Genomic DNA, 23,836 nt, shown 5'->3' with positions numbered 1-23,836 from the left:
GCCTTGCGCGCGGTCAGGCGTAGGACGGCAGGATGAGCACGTAGGTGTCCACCGCAGCATTGGGGTTGACCACCGGATTGCTCGGATCGCCATCGCCCCAGTCGCTGTTGAACAGAATGCGCGTACCGCTGGTGCTGAACGTCACGTTCGGCTGCGCCCAGTAGTTGCTCTGCGAGGCGTTGCTGTAGTTGCCCGTGCTGCGGTGGTGGGCAATGCGCCAGGTGACTCCGCTGGTCAGGTTGGTGATCATCAGCTCTTGGTCGAGGATGGTGCAGGGATTGGCGGTCGGGCCGCTGTTGCCGTTGCTGCCCGGCGTGGCTTGGCCGTTGCTGCCGGTGCCGTAGATGTTGCCGGTCATGCCGGTGACCACCCAGTTCGGGTTCTGCCAGGCGGTCGAGCCGCTCAAGGACCCTGTGGTCGGATAGCCCCAGCCGCTGGATTGGCCGACGAAGTTCGAGACGGCTCCGGTGTTGAGGTTGCAGACGATCACGTTACCGTTGCCCGGGTCGTTGCGCGAGAACTGCGAGCCCACCAGCAGATCGTTGCCGTTGGCATCCATCGCGGTATCGCAGTGCTCGTTGGTGTCGAAGTTCACCCAGCGCACCAACTTGCCGGTAGCGGCGTCCAGTACGGCGCTTTGCGTGGTGGGCTGCGAATTCAGCCCCACGGCAGCATTCCAGATGAAGAACTTGCCGGACACCGACGGGAACGGCGTCGATCCCCGCGCCTGCGGTTGCGGCACGATGCTCTGGTCATACAGCGTGAATGCCCCTGTCGCTTCGTTGAAACCGAACACCCACATGCCCAGCTCGCCGGACACATTGGGCACATTGGTGCCAAACGCGCCCAAGCCCCAGATGCGCTGCCCCTGCGCGTTCACGCCCAAAGCGAACGGGTAGCCGCAGCGCACCCCTTGCGTGCCGGAAGGGCAACCCGGCGGCAAGCCGTTGGGGAGGAAGCTGTGGATGATGGTCTTGACGCCCGTCTCGACATTGATCGCCGTGAGGTCGGCCAGGTTCTGGCTTCCCACGGAGTGATTGTCGATGTAGCGCAGCGTGGCCGGATCGGTGTGATCCCAGTAGAACTGTTCCACGTCACCCGGATTGATGTCGAGGAACTTGATGAAGGCGTAGGTCGTGCCGTCATACATCGCCCAGCCCTGCTGCCCGCCGTTTTGGGCCGTCGAGCCGGGCACATAAAGGATGAAGCGGGTTTCATCGCAATTCCAGGCCATCGCCGTGGGGTAGGCCGGGGCGACACACAGATTGTTGAAATCATTCACGCAATCGGTGATGCGGATGATCTTGGCGCCGAAGTCGGGATCGGTGACGGTGGCCCCTTTCGCGGGTTTCGCCAAAGCGCTGTAAGGCACGGGTGACTTGCCGTACTGGGTGAGCCCTTTGGACAGGTCGGTGCCCGGCGGCACCGCAACCGGCGTGGAGGTGGCCGCAGGGGTGACCGAGTTCGACGCTGTTCCTTGGCTGCCCGTTACGGGGGCCGTCTGATTTCCCGCAACCTGAGATGTCGAACCGCTGCTGGCACCCGCGCCCCCTCCGCCACCACAAGCCGCTAGTGAGCCCAGCGCGGGCAGGGAAAGGAGAGACTTCTGAATGAAACGACGACGGGATTGCTGCATACGGCTGACTCCTGAGCAAACCGCGCCATCCAGCGGGGGCTCGGCGACCAAGCGTTTGAACGAGTGTGCCCGCAGACCTGCCTGCGAGAGCAGGTCGTTGGCGCGTCACCTAAAAAAGATTCAGGCGGAGTAGTACGCGGGCAACTCCATGACGTAGGTGTCGATCATGGCGTTAGGGTCGATCACCGGATTGTTCGGGTTGGCATCGCCCCAATCGCTTTGGAACAAAATGCGCGTTCCGCTGGGGCTCATGGTCACATTGGGTTGCGCCCAATAGTTGCTCTGCGCCGCATTACCGTAGTTGCCCGTGCTGCGGTGGTGCCCGACGCGGTAGACCGCGCCAGAATCCACGTTGGCAATCAGCACCTCTTGGTCAAGGTAGGTCTGCGGCAAACCGACAGCGACAGGCTGACCGCTGTTGCAATCGCCATTGGTGCCAGAAGGGCAACCGATCATCGCCATCCCTACCCAGCCCGGCACCTTGTAGGCACGCCCGCTGAGTAGCGTGCCTGAAACCGGGGGTTCGTCAATGAGGATGACTGGGCCAGTTCCCTTGGTCAAGTTGACCATAGACAAAATGACATTCTTGCTATTGTCAGGGTTGTCGAACTGGGGGCCTGCCACGATGTCATCGCCTGCCGCATTGCGCAGCATGTCGCTATGCTGAGTGCCGTCGTAGGCAATTTTGTACTTCACCGCATCGGTCACTGCGTCTTTGACATAAACATAGTTTTCGTCTTGGTAGAAGTAGGTGCCTTGACCAGAAGGCAGTGCCTGCGGCACGGTGCTGTCGCCCGGAACAAAGGCTTCCCCGATCTGCCCTGTAGAGATTCGGTAAGTGAAAGCCGCATAGGCTGCGCCGCCGTGAGAGGTGTTGCGATTGAGGTACGCACCCAATCCAAGCAGATCATTGTTCTCGCTCATCGCGAAGGGGTCGCTCCCCCCCGAGACTTTGGTAATGAGTCCTGCACCTTGCACTGCAGAGTACAGCGCGCCGCCCGGTTTGAAATCGTTAGCGAAATCGTGTAGCACGGCCGTGCTAGTGGTCACGGAGCCACCGCTGTACGTCACCGTCATCTTGGTGAGGGCGTTTTGTTGCGTTCCGGTGCGCTGATTGTTATCCACGTAGAACAAGGCGGTGGGCTCTGTGGTGGACCAATACCACTGCTCTACATCGGCGGGGTTGATATTCAAAAAAGTGAGAAACTTGTAGGTCTTTCCATCAAACAGCGCAAAATCGCCGTCGTGGCCGCCTGCGCCCAAAGAACCGGAAACGTAGAGAATCATCAACGTTTCGTCGCAATTCCAGGCTTGGGTGGTGGGATAAACCGGGACAGCGAACTGCGAGTTCCAATCTGCCTTCACATCAGTGATCCGTGTGATCTTGGTCGTCTTGAAATCGGGATCAAACACCGGCTGAAGCTTGGCGGGCTTGGGCATCGAGCTGTAGGGAATCAAAGCCTTGCCTTGCTGGACAAGCCCCTGTGATGGGTCGCCGCCAGACAGCACAACGGTTGAAGAAGGATTTCCCGGTGTCGCACCCGCGCCTCCCGTCAAGGGAACTGTTTGGTTTCCCGCAGACGGTGATGTTGAGCCGCTGGCCGCACCCGCACCACCACCACAAGCCGCCAGTGAGCCCAGCGCGGGCAGGGAAAGGAGAGACTTCTGAATGAAACGACGACGGGATTGCTGCATAAAACGACTCCTGGAACTTGGCCGCGCTCGACAAAAGCAAACGCAGACCCGTGACAAATAAGCGCCATGACCTATACCGTACGAACGCGGAAACAAGTCTGCCCGGGAGTGTGTGAAATCTTCACGCCATTCGCCCCACAAAAAGGCACTTTACCCCCAATTTAGGGGGTGCATGGGGCTGTCGTCTATATCCAGATGTAATAGTCGCTACCAAAGAAACAAATCACTGCTGCTGACACACCGTGTTGGTGTTCTGCAGAAAATTGGTCACCGTGGCCTGGCGGCCTTTGAACCACACCTGGAAGGCGCTGTTGCGATAGCGGGCGCCGTCGGCGGAGACGGTCTGATCCAGGGTGAGATTGCCCAGTGCGGTTTGCAGCGTGACCGACACATCGCCGAAGGTGGCGATGAAAGAGCTGCCGTCCTGGCAGTTGAAGCGCACGGCGCCCGGCGGCAGGGCGGGTGCACTGGGCTGCGGCGCCGAAACTTCAGGCGTGGGTGCTGGGGGCGCGAACTGCGGCGCAGCGGGCGCGCTTGCGGCCGGGGCCACACCGGCAGGCCCCAGGGGCTGCACGGTGATGGGTGCGGAGGGTGCCAGCGGCTGGGCTTCGCTCTGGGGCGCTTGCGGAGTGACGGGGGCGTAGGTCGACGGCGGCGCCGTGACGCGCGGCGTGGGCGGATTGAGTTGCTGCACCGGAACGGGCTGGTTGAGGTTGACCGGCGTGGCGCATCCCGCCAGGGTCAGCGCGCCGAGGGCCGCAAGTGTCGCAGCACCGACTGCGCTCAAGCGCAGAACAAAAGTGTGTTTTTGCCGATTCATGCAGAGACTCCCGAAATCTGTTGCAGAAATTGAACCATACAAACTTAACCTGCTTGCCCATGTGATGGCGCGCAACTGTAGAGACTTGTAAAACCCGCAAAACTACCGCGTCGCCCTGCCCGCTTTTTATGATGCATCAAGACGCCCTCCCGGGAAAACGCCGGGACGCCCCGCGATAAACCCCCTGCCTGCGGCCTGAAGGAACCCGACTTGCCGACCTTTGCCCTTGCCGTCCTGCTGGGCTGTGCGCTGCAGACCGCGCAGGCCGCGCTCTGGCCGCAGCCGATTTACGGCGTGATGGCGACCGCAGGCATCGGACTGACTGCGGCGCTGCTGCTGTGGCAGGGCCGCTACGGCGGCTTGGCGAACAAAAAGCAAAAGCGGCAACGCATCGCCCTTGAACTTCTGCTCGCCAGCGGCGGTTTTGCGCTCGCTTTCGGGCTGACGGGCTGGCGCGCCACTGCGCTGCTGGCCGACCGCCTCGATCCGGCGCTCGAAAGCCAGGTCATCCAGGTGCGCGGCGTGGTGACCGGGCTGCCGGTGCTCTACCCCGATGCCACGCGCTTCGTCCTCACGATCACCCCGCCCGCCCCGGCCGGGGTACCGAGCAAGGTGTCGCTGAGCTGGTATGCGCGGCGTAGCGGTTCCGGCCCTGCTGAGGCTCCGCCGCGCGTGCATCCCGGCCAGGAATGGCAGTTTTCGGTGAGCCTCAAGCGCCCGCATGGCCTGGCCAATCCGGGCGGCAACGACACCGAGCTGACGCTGTTCCGCGAGGGAATCGGCGCCACCGGAACCGTGAGCCGCATGGGCGCGCCCCCGCGGCTTCTCGGCCTTCGCCGCGCGCCTGCCGACTGGATCGCGCAACTGCGCGACCACCTGCGCCAGGGCATGATGACCGCACTGCAAGGGCAGAACGCGCCTCACCCCCTCCCAACCTCCCCCACGGCGTGGGGGAGGAGTGATCACTCCCTCCCCACCAGTGGGGAGGGCCGGGGTGGGGATGGCCCCCTCGGGGGGCAGCGAGCGCATGCGAGCGTGGGGGTCTCCGTCCATGCCGAAGTCTTGCCGCAAGACAAGGCCCGCGTGGTCGCCGAACTGCAGGCGCAGGGGCGGCGCGTGGCCTTCGTCGGCGAAGGGCTGAACGACGGCCCCGCACTCGCCCAGGCCGATGTGGGCCTGGCGCTGGCCAGCGGCACCGACGTCGCCATCGAAGCCGCCGACGTCAGCCTGACTCGCGGCGATCTCGCCGCGCTGCCCAGCGCCATCGACACCGCCCGCAGCACCCTGCGCACCATCCACGGCAATCTGTTTTGGGCGTTTGCCTACAACATCGTGCTCATTCCCCTGGCCGCTGGAATCGCCGCGCCCTGGGGCGTGCACCTGCACCCCATGCTGGCCGGAGTGGCCATGGGGCTGTCGTCGGTCTTCGTGCTCGGCAACAGCCTGCGGCTCAAACGCCTTTCCCCCTGGCAGGCGCCGCAAGTCCATTCCTCGGCACAATCAGCCCCACTTTCTGCCTTGATCCACACCCCCTAAAGGAGCTTTGACATGCCCTCCATCGTGTTTTCCGCCCAAGCCTGCTGCGCCTTCGACGACGCCATCACCCGCACCACCGAGGCGCTGAAAGCGCAGGGTTTCGGCATCATCAGCGACATCGACGTATCGGCCACGCTCAAGGCCAAGCTCGGCGTTGACCGCCCGCCCTATCGCATCCTCGGCGCCTGCGCGCCGGGCTATGCCATGAAGGTGCTCGACTTCGATCCGCACATTGGCGCGCTACTGCCCTGCAATGTGGTGGTGCGTGAAGACGTGACCAACCAGCAGATCGTGGTCGACTTCATGAACCCCACCTCGGTGCTCGGCCTGATCGACAAACCCGAAGTGCACGCCATTGCCAAGGAAGTCTGCGAAAAGCTGATGAAGGTACGCGACGCCCTCGCCCAACCCGCCTGATCTGTAGCCACCACAATAGGAGAAAAACTCATGAACACCGTGCAACTTCAAGTCACCGGCATGACCTGCGGCCACTGCGTCGCCGCCGTGACCAAGGCGCTCAAATCCGTCCCTGGCACGCAGGACGCGCAGGTCGATCTGGCCAGCGGCCGCGCCACTGTGCAGGGCAGCGCCGCACCCGAAGCGCTGGTCAAGGCCGTCGCCGATGAGGGCTACGGGGTGACGCTCAAAGATTGAATCCGCGTTTCACGCGTTTACCGCAACTGCCTGTGGCTCAACAGCGGCGGACGCTGGACGGCCGAGCAGGAAGAAGCCTTGCACGCGGTCGGGCGCATGGCAACGCAATTGGCTACCGGTTAAGAGAACCTCTCAAGGAAACGCCGGGCCGCCCGAAGTTTCCTTGACCCACGAGTGGGGTGGAATGGGGTGGGGATTGCCCGGCCCTGGAGGCGCTCCGAACCGTCAACGCGTTCGACCGATCACACCCCGCGCGCCCGGTCGGCGTGGAACTGAGCGACGAAGGCGTCGAAAGCCTCGGCGTCGAGCGCGGTGCGCATGTCGCGCATGAGTTGCAGGTAGTAGTGCAGATTGTGCGTGGTGGCCAGCATGCCGAACAGCATCTCGCCGCAGCGGTCGAGATGGTGCAGATAGGCGCGAGAGAACTGTCGGCAGGTGACGCAGGTGCAGGTGTCGTCAAGCGGTCGTTCGTCCTGCTTGAAGCGGGCGTTGCGGATGCGCAGATCGCCGAAGCGGGTGAACAGATGGCCGTTGCGCGCATTGCGTGTGGGCATGACGCAATCGAACAGGTCGATGCCCGTGCTCACGCCGTCCACCAGATCTTCCGGCGTGCCCACACCCATGAGGTAACGCGGCTTGTGGGCGGGCAGGCGCGGCGCGGTGTGGCGCAGCAGGCGCAGCATGTCTTCTTTGGGCTCGCCCACGCTCAGGCCGCCGATGGCGTAGCCGGGCAGATCGAGCGCGGTGAGGCCGTCGAGCGAGGCGTCGCGCAGCGGCTCGAACATGCCGCCCTGCACGATGCCGAACAGAGCGTTGGGGTTTTCCAGCCGCGCGAATTCGGTCTTGCAGCGCGCGGCCCAGCGCAGCGACAGTTCCATCGATTCGCGCGCCTCTGCTTCGGTAGTGATGTGTTTTTGCCCGGCGCGATCGACGTCGTAAGGCGTGCATTCGTCGAACTGCATGACGATGTCGGAGCCCAGCACGGTCTGGATCTGCATGCTCACCTCGGGGGTGAGGAACAGCTTGTCGCCGTTCACTGGTGAGGCGAAACGCACGCCTTCCTCGCTGATCTTGCGCATCGCCCCCAGGCTCCACACCTGAAAGCCGCCGCTGTCGGTGAGGATGGGCGCGTCCCAGCCGATGAAGCGGTGCAGGCCGCCGAACTGCCGCACCACGTCGAGCCCTGGGCGCAGCCAGAGGTGAAAGGTGTTGCCCAGAATGATCTGCGCACCCGCCGCTTTCAAGCCCTCGGGCGTGATGCCTTTGACGGTGCCGTAAGTCCCCACCGGCATGAACTGCGGGGTGTCGATGACGCCGTGATTGAGGGTGAGCGTGCCGCGGCGGGCCTGGCCTGCGGTGTGGTGAACAGTGAATTGCAGCATGGGCGGTATTGTTTCAGACTTGCCGTGGCGCGCTTCGTCCGATCCGCTAACCTATGCACGCCATGACCGCCTCTTCAACCGCCTACGCCCCCGCCACCCTGAACTGGATGGCGCAGGAGGACGCGCCTGAGCGGCGCGTGTGCCGCCTGCAGGGCGCGTGGAATGCGCAAGGCCTTGCGCGCGAGCCGAACACCCATCTGCCCGCAGGCACGCGGCACGTCACCCTCGACGCCAGCGCCACCACACTCGACACACCCGGCGCGCTGCTGCTGGTGCGCAGCATGGCGCAGTGGCAAAGCGCCGGGGCCACGGTGGACGTCAGCGGCCTGAGCCCGCCGCAGCAGCAGTTGCTCGATCTGGTGCGCCAGCGCGCGCTGGCGTTGCCGCCCGCCGCGCGCCGCCTCGGCTTGCTGGGCGACATCGGCCGCGCCACGCTCATTGCGCTGGACGAACTGCGCGCGCTGCTGGCCTTCGTCGGCGAACTGGTGTGGCGTGGCGCGCCGCTGCTGCTGCAGCCCTGGCGCGTGCGCTGGCGCGAAGTCATCCACGAAATCGACGCGGCCGGGCTGCGCGCCATCGGCATCATCGGCCTGCTGTCTTTTCTCATCGGCATGGTCATGGCGTATCAGGCCGGGACCACGCTGGCGACCTATGGCGCCAACATTCTCATTGTCAATCTGGTGTCCATCATCACCCTGCGCGAACTCGGGCCGCTGCTCACCGCCATTCTGGTGGCCGGGCGCACCGGCTCGTCGTACACCGCGCAGATCGGCACCATGCGCATCACCGAAGAGGTGGATGCGCTGCGCGCGCTCGGGCTGTCGCCCTTTGAGATGCTGGTGCTGCCCAAGGTCATCGCCCTGGTCATCACCCTGCCTCTGCTGGCGCTGTTTGCCGACGTAATGGGGCTGGCGGGCGGCGGGGTCGTGGCTGCGGTCGGCTATGGCGTGCCGCTGAGCGAATACGTCGCGCGCATTCCGCAGGTGGTGGGGCTCAAGACCCTGGTGCTCGGCCTGGTGAAAGCGCCGGTTTTCGCCGTGGTCATCGCCCTGGTGGGCTGCATGCAGGGCCTGCGCGTTGCGGGCAGCGCGGCAGCGGTGGGGCGCGCCACCACGGTGAGCGTGGTGCAGGCCATCTTTCTGGTGATCGTGATCGACGCCAGTTTTTCGGTGCTCTACAACCTGCTGCACCTATGAACGCAGCCGATCTGGTCATCGACGCGCAAGGCATCGTCAACCGTTTCGGCGACGTGGTGGTGCACGAGGGCCTGAACCTGGCCGTGCCGCGCGGCGCCATCATGGCGCTGGTGGGTGGCTCGGGCTCGGGCAAGACGGTGCTGGTGCGCAGCCTGCTCTTGCTGCGCGCACCCAGCGGCGGCACGCTCAAGCTGTTCGGGCAGGACGCGCTGGCGGCCGACGAAGCGCAGCGGCAAGCGCTGCGCCAGCGCATCGGCGTGCTGTTTCAGGGCGGCGCGCTATTCACCGGCCTGACCGTGCTGGAAAACGTGCTGCTGCCGCTGCGCGAGCAAGGCCTGGTGGACAAACGCCTGCTGCCCGAACTGGGCATGCTCAAAATCGGTCTGGCCGGGTTGCCCGCCGATGCGGCGCACAAATATCCGGCTGAACTCTCGGGCGGCATGGTCAAGCGCGCCGCGCTGGCCCGCGCGCTGGCGCTCGACCCCGAACTGCTGGTGCTCGACGAGCCGACCTCGGGCCTCGACCCGATCGGCGGCGCGGCGTTCGACCAGCTCATCCGCGAGCTGCGCGACCTGCTGGGGCTGACTATTCTGCAAGTCACGCACGATCTCGACTCCATCTGGCACGGCAGCGACACGGTGGCGTTTCTCGCCCGCAAGAAAATGCTGGCGGTCGGCCCGGCAGCGGAACTGGCGCAGCGCGACGAGCCCGAACTGGTTGCTTATTTCCGCGGCAGCCGTTCGGCCGCCTATCTGCACGAAACCCTTTCGAGGTAGGACATGGAATCGAAAGTCAATTACACCGCCGTCGGCCTGTTCGTGGTGCTGCTGGGCGCGCTGCTCGGCGGCCTGGGCTGGTGGCTGGCCACCGGCGGCAAGCAGACCGCCACCCGGCCCTATCTGATCTACGCCACCGACAACGTCAGCGGCCTGAAAACCGACAGCAATGTGCTCTACCGCGGCGTCACCGTGGGCAAGGTGGCGAGCATCGAGATCGACCCGAAAAACCCGGCCCTCATCCGCATCAAGGTCGAGATCGACAGCGCGGTGCCGGTGCGCAACGACACCGTGGCGCAGCTCAGTCCGCTGGGCGTCACCGGGCTGTCGGCGGTGAACCTGATCGGCGGCGCCTCGTCGACACCACTGCCCACCCCGCCCGGCGAGCCTGACCCGGTCATTCCCTACAAGCCCTCGGTGTTCACCCAGATCGAGGGCGGCATCAACGACGCGGCCATCACCCTGGCGCGCATCAGCCAGCGGGTGGATGCGCTGCTCAGCCCGGCCAATGTGCAGTCGATCAGCGACACGCTGCGCAATCTGCAGACCCTCTCCGCCTCTCTGGCGGCCAATCAGAACAATATCAATCAGATGTTTGCCAACGCCCGCCAGACCAGCGCCAATCTGTCGCAGATGAGTGCGCAAGGCAGCGCGCTCATGCAGCAAAGCCAGGCGCTGGTGAAGCGGCTCGATGGCGTATCGGCCCAGCTTGGCGGCTTGATGCCGCAGATCGGCGCCGCCGCCAACAGCGTTGCCCAGGCCGGCGACACCACCACCGCTTTCACCCAGGCTGGCGTGCAGGCCATGACTCAGCTTCAGACCCGCACCCTGCCCGAAGTGGACGCGCTGGCGCGCAATCTGCAGCAGCTCAGCAGCCAGCTCGGCGCGCTGACCGAAAACCTCAAAGCCAACCCCAGCCAATTGCTGTACGGCCCGGCCTTGCCGCCGCCGGGCCCGGGAGAAAAACCATGACCGTCTCTTTTGTTTTGCGGCTGCGCCGCGCCGCCCTGGCCGCTTTGCTGGGCCTGGCCAGCCTGACCCTGGCCGCCTGCGCCCTGCCCGTCAACCGTGCGCCGGTGCAGCAAACCTACCGCCTGACCACCACTGAGATCCGCACCGCGCCGCTGCCGCAAGCCACGGTGATTCAACTCCTGCCGGTCCGCGCCGCTGCCGGATTTCAGTCGCCCGCCATGATGTACAGCCGCAGCCCCGACACGCTGGAACCCTACCGCGACAGCCGCTGGCTCGCTCCGCCGGCCCAGCTGGTGGGCGAAGCCATCGACCGCACCCTGAGCCGCCAGCCGTGGGTCAGCGCCGTGCAACAGCAGGCCGTGCTGGTGAACGCACCGTGGACGCTGCACTGCAAGCTGAACCGGCTGGAGCACGATGTGCATGCGAATCAGGGCACCGTGCACTTGGATCTGGTGTGCGATCTGGCGAACCAGCGCACCAGCCGCATTGCGGCGCATTGGCATTTCGACGGCCGCCAACCCATCGCGGTGAACGACGCCGCGCACTTCGCGCAGGGCGCGCAGACCCTGCTGGATCAGGCGCTCAAAGGCATCATGGAGAACACCCGCTCCGCCGTGGCGGCAGCGCAGTCCTGAAGCATCTGAGACACATCAGCACTCTTCGCGCTCGCTCCAGGCCACGGCCTCGAAGTCGCTCAGACTCAGGTATTGCGGCACATACTCGCCGCGATGCCGCTGCAGATGGCGGAAGAACGCGCGCAGATGATTGCGCGAGCCGCGCTCCAGGTCGTCGTAAACCGCCAGAATTTCCGGCTGACGGGCGCGGCTGCGCGCTTCGACCAGATCAAAAATATCCAGCTCTTCGATCAGCAGCCCAACCTTGATGGCGTCGAGCTCGCTGCGCAGGCCGCGTTCCACCAACTGGTTGTACAAGCTCTGAAAGTCGGGCGTGCGAAACTCGCCCACCGCCAAACCTTGCGCCGGATCAGGCAGGTCGTAATGCGTTAGCAGCGCGGCAATGGCGTCCATATGCGCCTGCTCGGCCCCGCTGATGTTGACCAAAGGCCGCAGCGCCCAGCGCTCGCCGAGTTGCAGATAGACATCGCGGGCGATTTTCTCTTCTTCGCGCATGTGCAGCAGGTCATGCTCTTCCTCGGCGCTGAGCGCCTGGGCGGTGTGCGACTGAATGCGCTGGCGAATGGCCGCCATATGCTCGGTGCGGTGTTGATGCCGGTCCTGCATGAACCGGGGGGAGAGGATTTGTTCCATGATGGCGTTCAGTTTGAAATGGTTTTTCATTCTGGGCGCATGACGCTAGCATGGGTTTGCGTCAGCGCAAATCCTGACGGGTCAGCCACATGGCATCTCCGTAGCTGAAAAACCGGTAGCGCTGGGCAATGGCATGGGCATAGGCGGCGCGGATGGTGTCCATGCCGGCAAAGGCGGACACCAGCATCAGCAAGGTGGACTTGGGCAGATGAAAATTGGTCAGCAGCGCGTCCACCACGCGAAAGCGATATCCCGGCGTGACGAACAGCGCGGTGTCGCGGGCGCCTGGTATCACCGTGCCGTCTGGCGCCCCGGCGGCTTCCGCCGCCAGCGCGGCCGATTCGAGCGCGCGCATGGCCGTCGTGCCCACCGCAACCACCCGCGGGGCGGCGTGCAGCTGGCCTGCCGCGCGCGCCTGCGCTTGCCGCATCCGCACTTCAGCAATCGCTTGCGAGGTCGCCTCGGGCACGGTGTACCACTCGCTGTGCATTTGGTGCTGCCGCAGATCGTTCACTCGCACCGGCTGAAACGTGCCCGCCCCCACGTGCAAGGTGACGGCAGCGCGCTGCGCGCCTATCGCGTCGATTGCCTCCAGGATGGCCTCGTCGAAGTGCAGCCCCGCCGTGGGCGCCGCCACCGAGCCGGGGTGCTGCGCATACACCGTCTGGTAGCGCTGCACATCGTCGCTGCCCGGCGCGTGGGTGATGTAGGGCGGCAAGGGCACCGCACCGTACTGCTGCAACAAGGCCAGAGGCTCGGCTGGAAACTCCAGTTCGAACAAGCCACCATCCGGCCCGGCCCGGCCCACGGTCGTCACGGCGAAAAGCGGCGCCGATGCGTGCGGCTCGTCGCCTGCCGCGGCATCGGGTCGAGCCGCGCCCAGCCACAACACCTGGCCCGGCTTGGGCGATTTGCTCGCCCGCACATGCGCCCAGACCCGGTTGTCCGCCCGCACCCGCTCCACCAGCACTTCCACCGCGCCGCCCAAAGCGGCACCGGCTTCCCCCGCCGCCTTGAAGCCCCACAACCGCGCCGGAATCACCCGGGTGTCGTTGAACACCACCAGATCGCCTGCGCGCAGCAGACCGGGCAAGTCGCGAAACCCACGGTCGATCAGCGCCGGCGGACTGCCCGCATCGAGCAGGCGACTGTCGCTGCGCCGCGCGGGCGGATGCTGGGCGATCAGTTCGGGCGGCAGATGGAAGTCGAAATCGTCTGCGGTGAGGCCGTGCGACATCGCGCCCGACTCGACCGCGGAGCCACGGGGAAGGGAAACAGTCATCAGTGGGAATTAGTTTGAAGCCAGGTTGAAGCCAGGTTGAGGCCAAGTAGCCGGTTGCGCCCGCCGACTCGCCGCGCGCCGGGCGGTTCAAGCGCGTACGCGCCGCAGCAGGTTGAGCAGCCCGGAAGGCAGCATGATCTTAAACAAGGTGCGCAGCGTTTGCCCCCTGAAGGTGTGATAGACAAAGACGCTGCTGGCCAGCAGACCGAAAGCCGCCTCGGGCTGAAGCTCGGCCAGCACGTCGGCCGCGCCGAGGCTGAGCGCACCCAGGTGACGCAGCGAACGGCGATCACGGCGCTGGCCGGGTTGGCTGTCGCGCGCATAGATTTTCTTGGCTACCGCAAGTGAATCCAGCGCCGTGCGTGGGCTGGAGGAAATCTGGGTGGGGCTGCGGCGGTAATCGAGCAAGGGAATGTCGAGATGCGCCACGGGCCCGGCTCGAGCCACGCGCACGAACCATTCCCACTCGCAGACGATCTTGATCTCGGGATCGAACATCCCGGCGCGCTGCAGTGCGTCCCGCCGGAACATCACCGTGGGGGGATGGATGAAATTGCCTTGCACCAGTTCGTCGTAAACCTCTCCCCAGTAAACCGCGATAGAGGCTTGGCCGTTCTGCCGCGCGGTCTCCTCCGGTAGCAAGGCAAAAGTTTCTGCCTGCGGATACCGCGCCCTCAGGCCGCCCCGTTGCGGGCTACAGCGGGAGTAATAGACGCCGCAATACGAGGCGGGCGCCAGGGGCCCGGTTTCGTCGAAGGCGCTGAAATCGGAACTGCAGAGCAGGATGTCGGGGTGCGACTGTAGGTAGCGCAGTTCAATCGCGATGCGATCCGGACGGCACAAATCGTCGGCATCGAGCAGCGCGATGAAGTCGCCCCGAGCCGCCTGCACGCTCGTATTCCTCGCCGCGCCTATACCCGCATTGGTCTGCCGGATCGTCCGCACCCGCCCTGCATAAGCCTCCAGAACTTCCGCCGTGCCATCGGTGGAGCCATCGTCCACGACCACGATGTCGAGATTGCGGTGCGTCTGGGCGAACAGGCTGTCGAGGGTTTGCGCAAGGGTATTGCGGGCGTTGTACGCAGGGATGACCACGGAAACCAAGGCTTCCGGGTCGGTAGTCCCTGACCTGCTCGAATCGGCGTTCATGGGCTCGGCTACTCGGCTACGGGGTGTGCGGTGAGCTTCGTTTCCGCAACGACCATGTCCTCGGCAGGTGCTGCCGAAGCGCGGTTTGCAGCAAGCCTGGCCTTGACTCGGTAAAGCCAGTGAATCAAGCCCGGGCGGTGAACCCGCAAGCCAAAAGTCTCGCGGGTTTGCTGAAAGAAATGCCGCTTGTGGCCGTAGTCGCCCTTAAGCGTGTCAAAGGTCTTGCACCCTTCGCCGATGGCCTGTTCTATCGTATACGCCATCAAGAGCTGACCTGGGCTCAAGCCAGCATGCGCGGGATCGAACCCGCCCTGAAAGTGGTAAAAAGTATCGCCCCACCTGAATCCGTACAACATGGCGATGGTGCTGCCCTCAAGTTCAAGCGCAAACAGCCGCAACCGGCCACGGGCCTGCAGCGCATGCATCACACCTCGATGGAAACCGAGATACCGATCGGAAGTAAAACTCAGTTCCTGCGTCCGTCCCTTCCAACGCAGTTGATGCAGTAAAGCAAGCCGGTCAAACGCCGCATCGACCTCTTTAGCCTGCGTTACCTGATGGAAACGCGCGCCTGGCAACTGCTCGAATTTGCGTCGATACCGTGCCAACGCCTGACGACGATCACGGCTAAGACTGTGGCGATAACGCTCCCAGTCCGGCGGCAAATCGCCGTAGATGATGCGGTTCACCGGCGTGCGCTCGATCGAGCCTGAAATCTGTGTGCTTTGCTGCGTCCAGCAAGCCAGCAAGGCCGAATCGGCGGGCAGATCGACGAGATCTAGTAGTTGCCAACCGGGGACTTTGTTCAGCACATGATCGACGAACGCTCTGGCAACGACCTGTTCGTGGACCGGATCGAACAACATGCCCAGATCGTCGGGCGCGGTATCGCCTCCGGAGCCGATGGGCCTGAGCTTACGCACGCGCAGGATCTTGAAAGCGCGGTGCGTTTCCAGATACAGCGGAAAAATGCCCACGGCCTGACCGCCAAAACGCGCCACCAGAATCCGCAGTTCTCGTCCCTCCCCATACTGCGACCACCACAGACGCTGCCAATCCCAACTGAGAAACAGACTGTTTCGCGGGGTCAGCCCCTCGATGGCGCGCCACTCGGGCTCCAGGGCGTCGAAGGCCCGCGTCGTGGTGATGAGTTCAATTTGCATGGATCAGGCCTGGCACGAAGCGGGGCGGCAATGCGCGAATTCAAGTCTCTCAGGCCCAAGGTCGATGCATGCGCCAGGCCAGTAGGGGAAGATGCGATGTCACAGGAATGCGCGGAATTGCGATTGGATCGACCGCGGCCGACACCATGCCCTCTTCAGTCGTCACGGCCGCGCGGTAGATCGACCGGGCGACCTTCCGCACTCGCTCATCCGTCGAACCGTTGGGGTAGCAAAACAAATCGACCCTTCGGCCCAGCTCTGTCTCGAGTCGCTCACGGCTGTCCTGCAACTCGTGCTGGATTTCATCTTCCGTCAGCGTGGGCAGGATGGGGTGGGTCATGGTGTGCGAACCTATCGTCAGGCAGCCGCGGTCGCAGGCGCGCACCTCATCCCAGCTCATCATGTCGTAAGCCTCGTGTTCTGCAGGGGTGGATACGAAGCGCGGCGTGCAATCGCGCAGAACGTCCTGCGCATGTTGTCTTTGCGGCAGGGACAGAGTTTTCATCCAGGCAATGAAGCCTTCGAGGTGATGCGCAGGCGAATTCAAGGTCTGCGCACACTCCATCAGCCCTTCATTTGATAAACGCTTCAACCGGGCGCGCGCCTCGTGGTTCCACATCCACTGCCTGGCATCCACCAGGCCAGGACAGACAAAAATCGTGGCCGGTATCTCAAGTTGCTCGAGGATGGGGCGGGCGATGCGGTACTGATTGCACAGCCCGTCGTCGAAGGTGATGGCGAGCTGGCTGCGGCCGGCCCCAGCGGGCGCGGGCACACCGTCCAGAATCTCTCGAACCATGAGATCGAGCGGCACGATGGCATAGCGCTGCTTCAACCACGCCAGCATGCGGTGGAAATCTCCCGGAGGCATCGTGCTTCCACCCACGCCGTGCAGCATGAGGATGCGGCGCACAGGATGGCGATGCGCTAGCCAGTGCGACACCCCACTGCCGAGCGCCACCGCTAAAGCGGAGGTGCGCGCGTAGCTTTTGAGTGCGCTTGGAGCCGCGGGAGGGGAATCAGCCATGCGATTCTGGAAAGTTGCTGTACAGATTGTCTTAAGCCCAAAAAAGGCTCGAAATCGTTAAAACCACTATACAAATAATTACGACTGTGAAGAAACCCGCCCCCCTGAATGAATGGCGGGATAAGTACGCCCTTCACCAAGGCTAGGTCGTACGTACGAAAGAACGGCACAAACACGGGAACAGTGAGCCATCATTTCATACAACACCCGATAAAAACAGGAAATAAGTCACCAACTTGCGTCTTGAAGTTGAACCCTGCTGAACCTTCAACCATTTGAACGGCGTCGCAGCAAGGCGCCAATCCGGCTTTTGCCTAGTTTTACTCAATCAATCGAATTAGAACTTTTAATTGTTCTTTTCAATTATTGCGGCCTAAGCTGCAACGGTCGCATCAAGCACCTCGAAGCGATGACAACCTCAAGGAGTCAACCATGTCGAACGATTTGAAATGCCCGGTGGCGCACAGCACCCACACCAAGACTGTCGCTGGGGCGATGGGCAACGCCAATTGGTGGCCCAACCAGCTCAACCTCAAAATGCTGCACCAGCACGCGCCAGCGTCCAATCCGATGGGCGAGGCGTTCAACTACGCCGAAGAGTTCAAGACCCTCGATCTCGACGCCGTGATCCAAGACCTCAAGGCGCTGATGATCGACTCGCAGGACTGGTGGCCTGCGGACTACGGGCACTACGGCCCGCTGTTCATCCGCATGGCTTGGCACGGCGCGGGCACTTACCGCATTGGCGACGGGCGCGGTGGCGCGGGCAGCGGCTATCAGCGGTTCGCGCCGCTCAATAGTTGGCCTGACAACGTCAATCTCGACAAGGCGCGTCGTCTGCTGTGGCCGATCAAACAGAAGTACGGCCGCAAGCTGTCGTGGGCCGATCTGTACATTCTCGCGGGCAATGCGGCCCTCGAATCGATGGGTTTCAAAACCTTTGGTTTCGGTGGCGGGCGCGCCGATGTGTACGAGCCGGAAGAAGATACCTATTGGGGTTCGGAGAACACCTGGCTGGGCGATACGCGCCACGGCACGCAACAGACCGAACTCGAAAACCCGCTCGCCGCCGTGCAGATGGGGCTGATTTACGTCAACCCGGAAGGGCCGGGCGGCAAGCCCGATCCGCTGGCTTCGGCGCAGATGGTGCGTGAAACCTTCGCGCGCATGGCCATGAACGACGAAGAGACCGTGGCGCTCACCGCCGGCGGTCACACCTTCGGCAAATGCCACGGCGCCGGGCCTGCCACGCATGTCGGCCCAGCGCCCGAGGCGGCGCCGGTGGAGGAGATGGGACTGGGCTGGATCAGCAGCTACATGAGCGGCAAGGGCGGCGACCAGATCGGCAGCGGCCTGGAGGGCTCCTGGACGCCCACGCCGACGCAGTGGGACATGAGCTACTTCGAAGTGCTGTTCGGCAATGAATGGGAAAACGTCAAGAGCCCGGCGGGTGCGCATCAATGGGTGCCCAAGCAGAACACCGACAAGAACATGGCCCCGTCAGCGGCGGATGCGTCGAAGAAGGTGCCCATCCTCATGACCGATGCCGACATGGCCATGCGCGTCGATCCGATCTATGAAAAGATCTCGCGCCGCTTCATGGCCAACCCGGACGAGTTCGCCGACGCCTTCGCCCGCGCCTGGTTCAAGCTCACGCACCGCGACATGGGGCCGCGCACCCGCTACCTCGGCAAGCTCGTACCCAAGGAAGATCTGATCTGGCAAGACCCGGTGCCTGCGGTCGATCATCCGCTGATCGACGCGGCAGACATTGCGGCGCTCAAGGCCAAATTGCTCGCCTGCGGCCTGTCCATCCCCCAACTGGTCGGCACCGCCTGGGCCTCGGCCTCCACCTTCCGCGGCAGCGACAAGCGCGGCGGCGCCAACGGCGCGCGCATCCGCCTCGCACCGCAGAAAGACTGGGAAGCCAACCAGCCTGCCGAGCTGGCCAAAGTGCTGTCCAAGCTCGAAGCCCTCCAGGCCGAGTTCAACGCGCAGGCCGCGGGTGGCAAAAAAGTGTCGCTGGCCGACCTGATCGTGCTGGGCGGTTGCGCCGGGGTGGAAGCGGCGGCGAAGAAGGGCGGGGTCAACGTCGAGGTGCCGTTCTCACCCGGCCGCACCGACGCCACGCAGGAACAAACCGATGTGGCGTCGTTCGCCGTGCTCGAACCCAAGGCCGACGGCTTTCGCAACTACACCCGCAAGGGCTATGCCGGTTATGCCGCTGAATTGCTGGTCGACCGGGCGCAGTTGATGAACCTGAGCGCGCCCGAGATGACGGTGCTGATCGGCGGCATGCGCGCGCTGAACACCAACGTCGGAGAGTCGCACCACGGCCTGTTCACCCAGCGACCGGAAACCCTGAGCAACGACTTTTTCGTCAACCTGCTCGACATGGGCACGAAGTGGGAGCGCACCGCAACCGAAGGCGTGATGGAGGGCCGCGACCGCAAGACCGGGGCGCTGAAGTGGACGGCCACCACGGTCGATCTCATGTTCGGCTCCAACGCCCAGCTTCGCGCCATTGCCGAGGTGTATGCCGGCAGCGATGCGCAGCAAAAATTCGCGCACGACTTCGCCGCGGCATTTGGCAAGGTGATGAATCTGGATCGATTCGACCTGGCCTGAACCTTGAGGAAGCCGGTCGAGGCGCAAGCCGAGACCGGCTTGGCTGGACTTCGCCGGGAAGGTTTTTATCCCGGCTTTTTTGTGCGCGCGCGCAAACCCGCCTCTGCGTCGCGCCAGTTAGCCCGCCGCACAAATGCCGCTCTTTCAACCCAGATTTTCCATGGGGACACGGGTTGATGGCGCGGCGGGTTGGGGATCCCCCTCCCGACCTCCCCCACGGCGTGGGGGAGGTGAAATCACTCCCTCCCCACTTGTGGGGAGGGTTGGGGTGGGGTGGGGTGGATTTGGCCCTGCGTGACAAGCCCATCGCCATCGCTATGGGCGCGAAGCGCGGGGGCAAAGACGCCCTGGATTCTCAAACTCGCGCCCGCCAGCGCCCGTGTAGGGGCGAAGCCCCGCCTGATGGAAGATCTGGGTTCAAGGTGAGTAAACTGCGCAGCCCGCTGCATCGCGTGCAGCACTGCGGCAACCTCACTTTTGTTCATGATGTCCCCTCTACACGGCACGCTCGGCATTGATTTCGGCACCTCCAATTCGGCGGTGTCTTGGGCGGAGCCACACGGACTGTCGCGTCTGATTCCGTTGGAGGGCGAAGCGCTGGCCATGCCCACGGCGGTGTTCTTCAATGCGGAAGACCACCGCACGCACTTCGGGCGCGACGCCGTGCGGCAATACCTCAGCGGCTCGGAAGGGCGGCTGATGCGTTCGCTCAAAAGTCTGCTGGGCAGCCCGCTGCTGCTGGAGAAGACGGAAGTCAACCACCAGCAGGTCAGCTTTCAAGACATCGTGGCGACCTTCCTTGCCGAGTTGCGCCAACGTGCGGCGCAGGCGCTGGGCCGCGCGCCCACGCGGGTGGTCATGGGCCGACCGGTGCACTTTGTCGACGACAACCCGCAGCGCGACGCGCAGGCGCAGCGCTCGCTGCACGAGGCTGCCCTGGCGGTGGGGTTCGAGCAGGTGACGTTTCAACTGGAGCCCATCGCAGCGGCGCTCGACTACGAGCGCCGTCTGTCGCGCGAGAGTCTGGTGCTGGTGGTCGATGTGGGCGGCGGCACGTCCGACTTCACCGTGGTGCGACTGGGCCCGCAGCGCAGTGCGCAAGCCGACCGCAGCGCCGACGTGCTCGCCACTACCGGGGTGCACATCGGCGGGACCGATTTCGACCACAAGCTCAGTCTGGAGCGGGCCATGCCCCTGCTGGGCTACCGCCACCTGGGGCCGCAGCAGCGCGAGGTGCCCAGCCGCGTGTTTTTCGATCTCTCGACCTGGCACCTGATCCAGTGGCTGTATCTGCCGCGCGCGCTGAGTCAGGCGCAGGCGCTGCGCGAAGACTATGCCGACCCCCGCTTGCACGAGCGACTGATGACGGTGCTGCGCCACCGCGAGGGGCACCGGCTGGCGCATGAGGTCGAGCAGGCCAAGATCCGCTGCTCGCAGGACGATGCCGATACGGCCATCATGCTGTCGTTCATCGAGAAGGGGCTGCAGGCCTCGCTCACCCCCGCCGATCTGCGCGATCATCTGGCGGATTTGCTCTCGCGTACCGTGGCCTGCGCCCGCGACTGCGTGCAGCGCGCGGGCCTGGGCGACGGCGCACTCGATGCGATCTACCTCACCGGTGGGTCGAGCGCGCTGCGCCCGTTTCAGCGCGCACTGCAGGCCGAGTTCGACGGCGTGGAGCTGGTGGTCGGCGACCTGTTCGGCGGCGTGGCCTCGGGCCTGGCGTACAGCCGCGGTTGATTCGTTGCGCAACTGGCGCGCCTGCACGCGGTACCGCCGGAAAAAAGGCGGGTGCGTTGGCCATTCCGAAAAACAGGCTGCGCTGTGACATTTTTCCGAGACGCCTGCCGCCGAGTTCGGGAACAATGTTTACATTTCCCTCATGAGAAAACGCCGGGCCGCCCCAAGTTTTCTCATCCCCCTCGGGGGGCCTGACGCGAACGCGGCAGGTCTGGGGGCGCTCTCAGCCACCTGATTTTTGCCGTTGCGCACATGACCCCCTGGCCTCGCCGCAGTCTTGAGCCCCGTTCTGCCACCAGCGGCAGCGAGTCGGCACGCCTGACCGGCGAAGCCTCGCCACCCATCGGCCGGCTCGGCCTGTTTCTGCGCAGACAGGACGAGCACGCCTATGTGCATGATCTCTGGCCCGATATCGCCGCGCGGTTGCGCCTGCTCGGGCTGTTGGGCGGTCTGGTGTGTTTGCTCGGCAGCATCGTCGACTGGACCCAGCTGCACGATAGCCCCCCGTTCTTCTGGCTGCTGGCCGTGCGGCTGGCCGTGTTGGCGCTGGGCCTGTATCTCTGGCGCGTGGCGCGACCCGGCGCTGTCGCGCGTCCGGCGCAATTGCGCACGGCGCTGATTCTGTTTGAACTCGGAGCCATCGTCGCCTTGCGTCTGGTCAATTTGGGCTATGGCGAGTTCTCACCCTATCAGGGACTGACCGGCCTGCTCATAGTGGCGTCGGCTTATGCCTTCGTGCCCATGCTCAGCCCGGTCAACTTCTGGCTGTTGCCGCTGGGCACCGCCAGCCTGTTCATTCAGGCCTACGGGTGGCATCACGCCTCGTGGCGCGACCTGAGCGCGCTGCTGGTCATCGCGCTGTATGTGCACATTCTGGGGTGGATGACTGCCGCCCACAACGCCCGCTCCGGCCGCCAGCTCTGGCTCGAACGCCAGAGGCTGGAAAAAGAAATGCGGGAGCGCCGCACCGCAGAGGGCAATCTGCGCCATCTGTTCGAGGTCTGCCCGGTGCCGCTGGTCCTGAGCCAGCAAGACAACGGCTCGGTGTTGCGATTCAACCGCGCTGCTCAGGCCCTGCTCGACCCGGAACGGCGCCACACTGAACCGGGCTCTGCCTATGCCTCGAATTTTTACGCGGACGCGCGCACTCGCAGCGCCGTGACCGATGCGCTGAAAGCACGCGGCGAGGCGGGCCCTGTGGATGTGCGCATGCTCACCTCCAGCGGCAATCACATCCACGTCATGCTGGCCGCCAGCAGCCTGCGCTTCGACAACAAGGCCGCGGTGCTCACCAGTCTGGTGGAAATCACCGACCGCAAGCAGCGCGAGCAGGCGCTCACCCGCATGACCCAGACCGACGCGCTGACCGGGCTCTACAACCGCCGGGGCTTTTTTGAGCGCGCCAATGCCTTGCTGCAATCCGCCCGCGACCAGGCGCCCAGTCTGCTGCTGATCGACGCCGACCACTTCAAGCGCGTCAACGACACGCACGGTCACGCCGTGGGCGATACCGTGCTGGTGCAGCTGGCCAATCGCATGAACGCCGCGCTGCGCCAGGGCGACGTGATCGGGCGGATCGGCGGCGAGGAGTTCGCCGTCTTCCTGCCCGCCACTAGCCTGGAAAACGCGTATGAACTGGCTGATCGCATCCGCCTGTCGGTGTCGCGACATGCGCTACGCATCCAGGGGCTGCGGGTGCCGATGACGCTGAGTATCGGCGTCACCGTTCTGCAGCCTGGCGAGAGCACTCTGGAAGCCGCGCTGGGCCGTGCCGATACGGCCATGTACCAGGCCAAACAAAACGGCCGCAACCGGGTGGAGCTGGCGGCGGCCTCGGTTTTGTAGGCGTCTGACGCTGCTGCGCGCCCGAGGGGCGACCCGGCGTTTGCTCATGCGCTGATGCAAGCCTGAGGGATTGAGCGGCAAGACGCGCGATCGAGGCTGGTTTGAAGCAGCGCCATTCGCCGCCTTGACGGCAAAACACCGCCGTCCCTTATGCGTGCAGACCCAACACACTTCCTTCTATGCTGGGCGCTGGGCGATTTTTCGAGGGAATGCATCATGGAGAGCAAGCAGAGGAAGGCGGCGTTGCTGACGGTGTTCGCGCTGGTTCTGGCGCTGGTGTGGTGGCGTCCGCTGCAAGCCACGGCGCAACGGTCTGTCGAGTCGGGACTGCAGCGCGCGCTGGTGACGTTTGCTTCGGCGCGGGCGCTCAACGGCGTGCTCAGCGTGGCCAAGAGTGCGTCAGTGAGTTTTCAGATCGGCGCGGGCGCTTCGGTGCAGCCGGGCGCGGCACTCGACCCTCTGGACGATCTGGTCGAGCAGTTTTCCACCGTCATGCTGGTGGCGACTTTGTCGTTTGCCATGCAGCAAGTGCTGATCTCGGTGTTCAGCGCCTGGCCGCTGGCGGTGGTGCTCTCCGCCTTGTTTCTGGCCTGGGCTGTGCTGGTGCTCAGAGAGCGCCGCGCACCGCCCTGGCTGGCGCGGCTGTCGGTTGGCCTGTTGGTGCTGAGCCTGAGCGTGCCGGCCGCCTCGCTGGCCAGCGAGCTGACCTATTCGCTGCTGATGTCGCGCGACTACGCCGCCGCTCAGCAGCAGGTCAGCCTGTCCACCCCCGCGGCCTCTGAAGCGCAGACGGCGGCGCAGGCCGACGGCGGGGCCTTGGACAAGCTCAGACAACTGTGGTCGCAGACGCAGGACATCGGCCAGCAGGTGCAGGCGCTGCAGGCCAAGGCGAGCGGTATCGTGTCGCACCTCATCACCCTGGCGGCCGTCTTTCTGATACAGACCGTGGTGCTGCCCCTGCTGTTTTTCTGGGGGATGATGCGGCTTTACCGGCTGCTGCTGGGAAGAACATGGCCGGGCCGGGCGCCCGCCGTAAGATGATTTGCCCCTGATTGATTTCTCCTGCA

At 64.4% G+C, this 23,836-nt stretch carries 20 protein-coding genes; 11 read left to right on the top strand and 9 right to left on the bottom strand.

The features are described from left to right. Positions 1-13: 13 nt before the first annotated feature. From B3H47_RS05290 to B3H47_RS05280, 3 genes are all read right to left on the bottom strand, one after another. A complete protein-coding gene (locus tag B3H47_RS05290) occupies positions 14-1,636 on the bottom strand; it encodes a hypothetical protein (protein WP_286986339.1) in 1,623 nt (540 codons plus the stop codon). A 120-nt stretch (positions 1,637-1,756) separates the two neighbouring features. Next, on the bottom strand, positions 1,757-3,331 hold the full coding sequence (locus B3H47_RS05285) for a hypothetical protein (RefSeq protein ID WP_286986338.1): 1,575 nt from the start codon (positions 3,329-3,331) through the stop codon (positions 1,757-1,759). A 223-nt stretch (positions 3,332-3,554) separates the two neighbouring features. Next, a complete protein-coding gene (locus B3H47_RS05280; protein WP_286986337.1) occupies positions 3,555-4,151 on the bottom strand; it encodes an MliC family protein in 597 nt (198 codons plus the stop codon). Between the two features lie 210 nt (positions 4,152-4,361). Here B3H47_RS05280 and B3H47_RS05275 point away from each other — a divergent pair, with 210 nt between their 5' ends. From B3H47_RS05275 to B3H47_RS05265, 3 genes are read left to right on the top strand one after another with little or no spacing between them, the layout of a single operon-like run. Beyond that, positions 4,362-5,687 carry an HAD-IC family P-type ATPase gene (locus tag B3H47_RS05275; RefSeq protein ID WP_286986336.1) on the top strand — a complete coding sequence of 442 codons (1,326 nt, stop codon included), beginning with the start codon at positions 4,362-4,364 and terminating at the stop codon, positions 5,685-5,687. Between the two features lie 12 nt (positions 5,688-5,699). Continuing rightward, positions 5,700-6,104 (top strand): DUF302 domain-containing protein, encoded by a 405-nt coding sequence (locus tag B3H47_RS05270; RefSeq protein WP_286986335.1) that lies wholly within the window; start codon positions 5,700-5,702, stop codon positions 6,102-6,104. Positions 6,105-6,134: 30 nt separating this feature from the next. Continuing rightward, entirely contained in the window at positions 6,135-6,341 is a 207-nt protein-coding gene (locus B3H47_RS05265) for a CopZ family metallochaperone (protein ID WP_286986334.1), read from the top strand. A 242-nt stretch (positions 6,342-6,583) separates the two neighbouring features. On the opposite strand, the gene tgt is transcribed toward B3H47_RS05265, so the two are convergent. Next, positions 6,584-7,723: a tRNA guanosine(34) transglycosylase Tgt gene (gene tgt / locus B3H47_RS05260; RefSeq protein ID WP_286986333.1), complete on the bottom strand. Its 1,140-nt coding sequence runs from the start codon at positions 7,721-7,723 to the stop codon at positions 6,584-6,586. Positions 7,724-7,785: 62 nt separating this feature from the next. On the opposite strand from tgt, the gene B3H47_RS05255 reads away from it, so the two are divergent. Genes B3H47_RS05255 through B3H47_RS05240 form a run of 4 tightly spaced genes read left to right on the top strand, consistent with a single transcriptional unit; the run spans position 7,786 to position 11,302 of the window. After that, complete coding sequence (locus B3H47_RS05255) at positions 7,786-8,919, top strand: MlaE family ABC transporter permease (RefSeq protein WP_286986332.1); 1,134 nt, start codon at positions 7,786-7,788, stop codon at positions 8,917-8,919. Continuing rightward, positions 8,916-9,695, top strand: a complete 780-nt coding sequence (locus tag B3H47_RS05250; protein ID WP_286986331.1) for an ABC transporter ATP-binding protein — start codon at positions 8,916-8,918, stop codon at positions 9,693-9,695. Before B3H47_RS05255 ends, B3H47_RS05250 begins: the two co-directional genes overlap by 4 nt. Before the next feature lie 3 nt (positions 9,696-9,698). Next, the gene (locus tag B3H47_RS05245) at positions 9,699-10,667 is read left to right on the top strand and encodes an MlaD family protein (protein WP_156054077.1); all 969 of its coding nucleotides are present in this window, start codon (positions 9,699-9,701) and stop codon (positions 10,665-10,667) included. Further along, positions 10,664-11,302 carry an ABC-type transport auxiliary lipoprotein family protein gene (locus tag B3H47_RS05240; RefSeq protein ID WP_286986329.1) on the top strand — a complete coding sequence of 213 codons (639 nt, stop codon included), beginning with the start codon at positions 10,664-10,666 and terminating at the stop codon, positions 11,300-11,302. The genes B3H47_RS05245 and B3H47_RS05240 overlap by 4 nt, the downstream gene beginning before the upstream one ends. A 15-nt stretch (positions 11,303-11,317) precedes the next feature. On the opposite strand, the gene B3H47_RS05235 is transcribed toward B3H47_RS05240, so the two are convergent. The 5 genes from B3H47_RS05235 to B3H47_RS05215 form a co-directional block, all read right to left on the bottom strand. Then, positions 11,318-11,965: a DUF2202 domain-containing protein gene (locus B3H47_RS05235; protein ID WP_013122048.1), complete on the bottom strand. Its 648-nt coding sequence runs from the start codon at positions 11,963-11,965 to the stop codon at positions 11,318-11,320. Between the two features lie 31 nt (positions 11,966-11,996). Next, on the bottom strand, positions 11,997-13,217 hold the full coding sequence (gene queA / locus B3H47_RS05230) for a tRNA preQ1(34) S-adenosylmethionine ribosyltransferase-isomerase QueA (RefSeq protein WP_414718229.1): 1,221 nt from the start codon (positions 13,215-13,217) through the stop codon (positions 11,997-11,999). Between the two features lie 87 nt (positions 13,218-13,304). Beyond that, the gene (locus B3H47_RS05225; RefSeq protein ID WP_286986328.1) at positions 13,305-14,366 is read right to left on the bottom strand and encodes a glycosyltransferase family 2 protein; all 1,062 of its coding nucleotides are present in this window, start codon (positions 14,364-14,366) and stop codon (positions 13,305-13,307) included. Between the two features lie 8 nt (positions 14,367-14,374). Next, positions 14,375-15,529: a GNAT family N-acetyltransferase gene (locus B3H47_RS05220; RefSeq protein WP_286986327.1), complete on the bottom strand. Its 1,155-nt coding sequence runs from the start codon at positions 15,527-15,529 to the stop codon at positions 14,375-14,377. 49 nt (positions 15,530-15,578) lie between these two features. Next, a complete protein-coding gene (locus B3H47_RS05215) occupies positions 15,579-16,556 on the bottom strand; it encodes a polysaccharide deacetylase family protein (RefSeq protein WP_286986326.1) in 978 nt (325 codons plus the stop codon). 432 nt (positions 16,557-16,988) lie between these two features. On the opposite strand from B3H47_RS05215, the gene katG reads away from it, so the two are divergent. The 4 genes from katG (at position 16,989) to B3H47_RS05195 (ending at position 23,810) form a co-directional block, all read left to right on the top strand. Further along, positions 16,989-19,184, top strand: coding sequence for a catalase/peroxidase HPI (gene katG, locus B3H47_RS05210; RefSeq protein ID WP_286986325.1), 2,196 nt, complete (start codon positions 16,989-16,991; stop codon positions 19,182-19,184). 483 nt (positions 19,185-19,667) lie between these two features. Beyond that, on the top strand, positions 19,668-20,924 hold the full coding sequence (locus B3H47_RS05205) for an Hsp70 family protein (RefSeq protein ID WP_286986324.1): 1,257 nt from the start codon (positions 19,668-19,670) through the stop codon (positions 20,922-20,924). A gap of 252 nt (positions 20,925-21,176) precedes the next feature. Next, positions 21,177-22,769 (top strand): sensor domain-containing diguanylate cyclase, encoded by a 1,593-nt coding sequence (locus B3H47_RS05200; protein ID WP_286986323.1) that lies wholly within the window; start codon positions 21,177-21,179, stop codon positions 22,767-22,769. Between the two features lie 216 nt (positions 22,770-22,985). Then, on the top strand, positions 22,986-23,810 hold the full coding sequence (locus B3H47_RS05195) for a hypothetical protein (protein ID WP_286986322.1): 825 nt from the start codon (positions 22,986-22,988) through the stop codon (positions 23,808-23,810). Positions 23,811-23,836 lie beyond the last annotated feature (26 nt).

Origin of the sequence: Thiomonas sp. UBA7699, assembly GCF_002482605.1 — a bacterium.
Classification (GTDB): domain Bacteria; phylum Pseudomonadota; class Gammaproteobacteria; order Burkholderiales; family Burkholderiaceae_C; genus Thiomonas; species Thiomonas arsenitoxydans.
This window is presented reverse-complemented; position numbering and strand designations above follow the sequence as displayed.

Excerpts from the sequence above, each read along its gene's own strand:
- B3H47_RS05290 (WP_286986339.1), bottom strand. The coding sequence starts at position 1,636 with ATGCAGCAATCCCGTCGTCGTTTCATTCAGAAGTCTCTCCTTTCCCTG.
- B3H47_RS05285 (WP_286986338.1), bottom strand. The coding sequence starts at position 3,331 with ATGCAGCAATCCCGTCGTCGTTTCATTCAGAAGTCTCTCCTTTCCCTG.
- B3H47_RS05280 (WP_286986337.1), bottom strand. The coding sequence starts at position 4,151 with ATGAATCGGCAAAAACACACTTTTGTTCTGCGCTTGAGCGCAGTCGGT.
- B3H47_RS05270 (WP_286986335.1), top strand. The coding sequence starts at position 5,700 with ATGCCCTCCATCGTGTTTTCCGCCCAAGCCTGCTGCGCCTTCGACGAC.
- B3H47_RS05265 (WP_286986334.1), top strand. The coding sequence starts at position 6,135 with ATGAACACCGTGCAACTTCAAGTCACCGGCATGACCTGCGGCCACTGC.
- tgt (WP_286986333.1), bottom strand. The coding sequence starts at position 7,723 with ATGCTGCAATTCACTGTTCACCACACCGCAGGCCAGGCCCGCCGCGGC.
- B3H47_RS05255 (WP_286986332.1), top strand. The coding sequence starts at position 7,786 with ATGACCGCCTCTTCAACCGCCTACGCCCCCGCCACCCTGAACTGGATG.
- B3H47_RS05250 (WP_286986331.1), top strand. The coding sequence starts at position 8,916 with ATGAACGCAGCCGATCTGGTCATCGACGCGCAAGGCATCGTCAACCGT.
- B3H47_RS05245 (WP_156054077.1), top strand. The coding sequence starts at position 9,699 with ATGGAATCGAAAGTCAATTACACCGCCGTCGGCCTGTTCGTGGTGCTG.
- B3H47_RS05240 (WP_286986329.1), top strand. The coding sequence starts at position 10,664 with ATGACCGTCTCTTTTGTTTTGCGGCTGCGCCGCGCCGCCCTGGCCGCT.
- B3H47_RS05235 (WP_013122048.1), bottom strand. The coding sequence starts at position 11,965 with ATGAAAAACCATTTCAAACTGAACGCCATCATGGAACAAATCCTCTCC.
- queA (WP_414718229.1), bottom strand. The coding sequence starts at position 13,217 with ATGACTGTTTCCCTTCCCCGTGGCTCCGCGGTCGAGTCGGGCGCGATG.
- B3H47_RS05225 (WP_286986328.1), bottom strand. The coding sequence starts at position 14,366 with ATGAACGCCGATTCGAGCAGGTCAGGGACTACCGACCCGGAAGCCTTG.
- B3H47_RS05220 (WP_286986327.1), bottom strand. The coding sequence starts at position 15,529 with ATGCAAATTGAACTCATCACCACGACGCGGGCCTTCGACGCCCTGGAG.
- B3H47_RS05215 (WP_286986326.1), bottom strand. The coding sequence starts at position 16,556 with ATGGCTGATTCCCCTCCCGCGGCTCCAAGCGCACTCAAAAGCTACGCG.
- katG (WP_286986325.1), top strand. The coding sequence starts at position 16,989 with ATGTCGAACGATTTGAAATGCCCGGTGGCGCACAGCACCCACACCAAG.
- B3H47_RS05205 (WP_286986324.1), top strand. The coding sequence starts at position 19,668 with ATGATGTCCCCTCTACACGGCACGCTCGGCATTGATTTCGGCACCTCC.
- B3H47_RS05200 (WP_286986323.1), top strand. The coding sequence starts at position 21,177 with ATGACCCCCTGGCCTCGCCGCAGTCTTGAGCCCCGTTCTGCCACCAGC.
- B3H47_RS05195 (WP_286986322.1), top strand. The coding sequence starts at position 22,986 with ATGGAGAGCAAGCAGAGGAAGGCGGCGTTGCTGACGGTGTTCGCGCTG.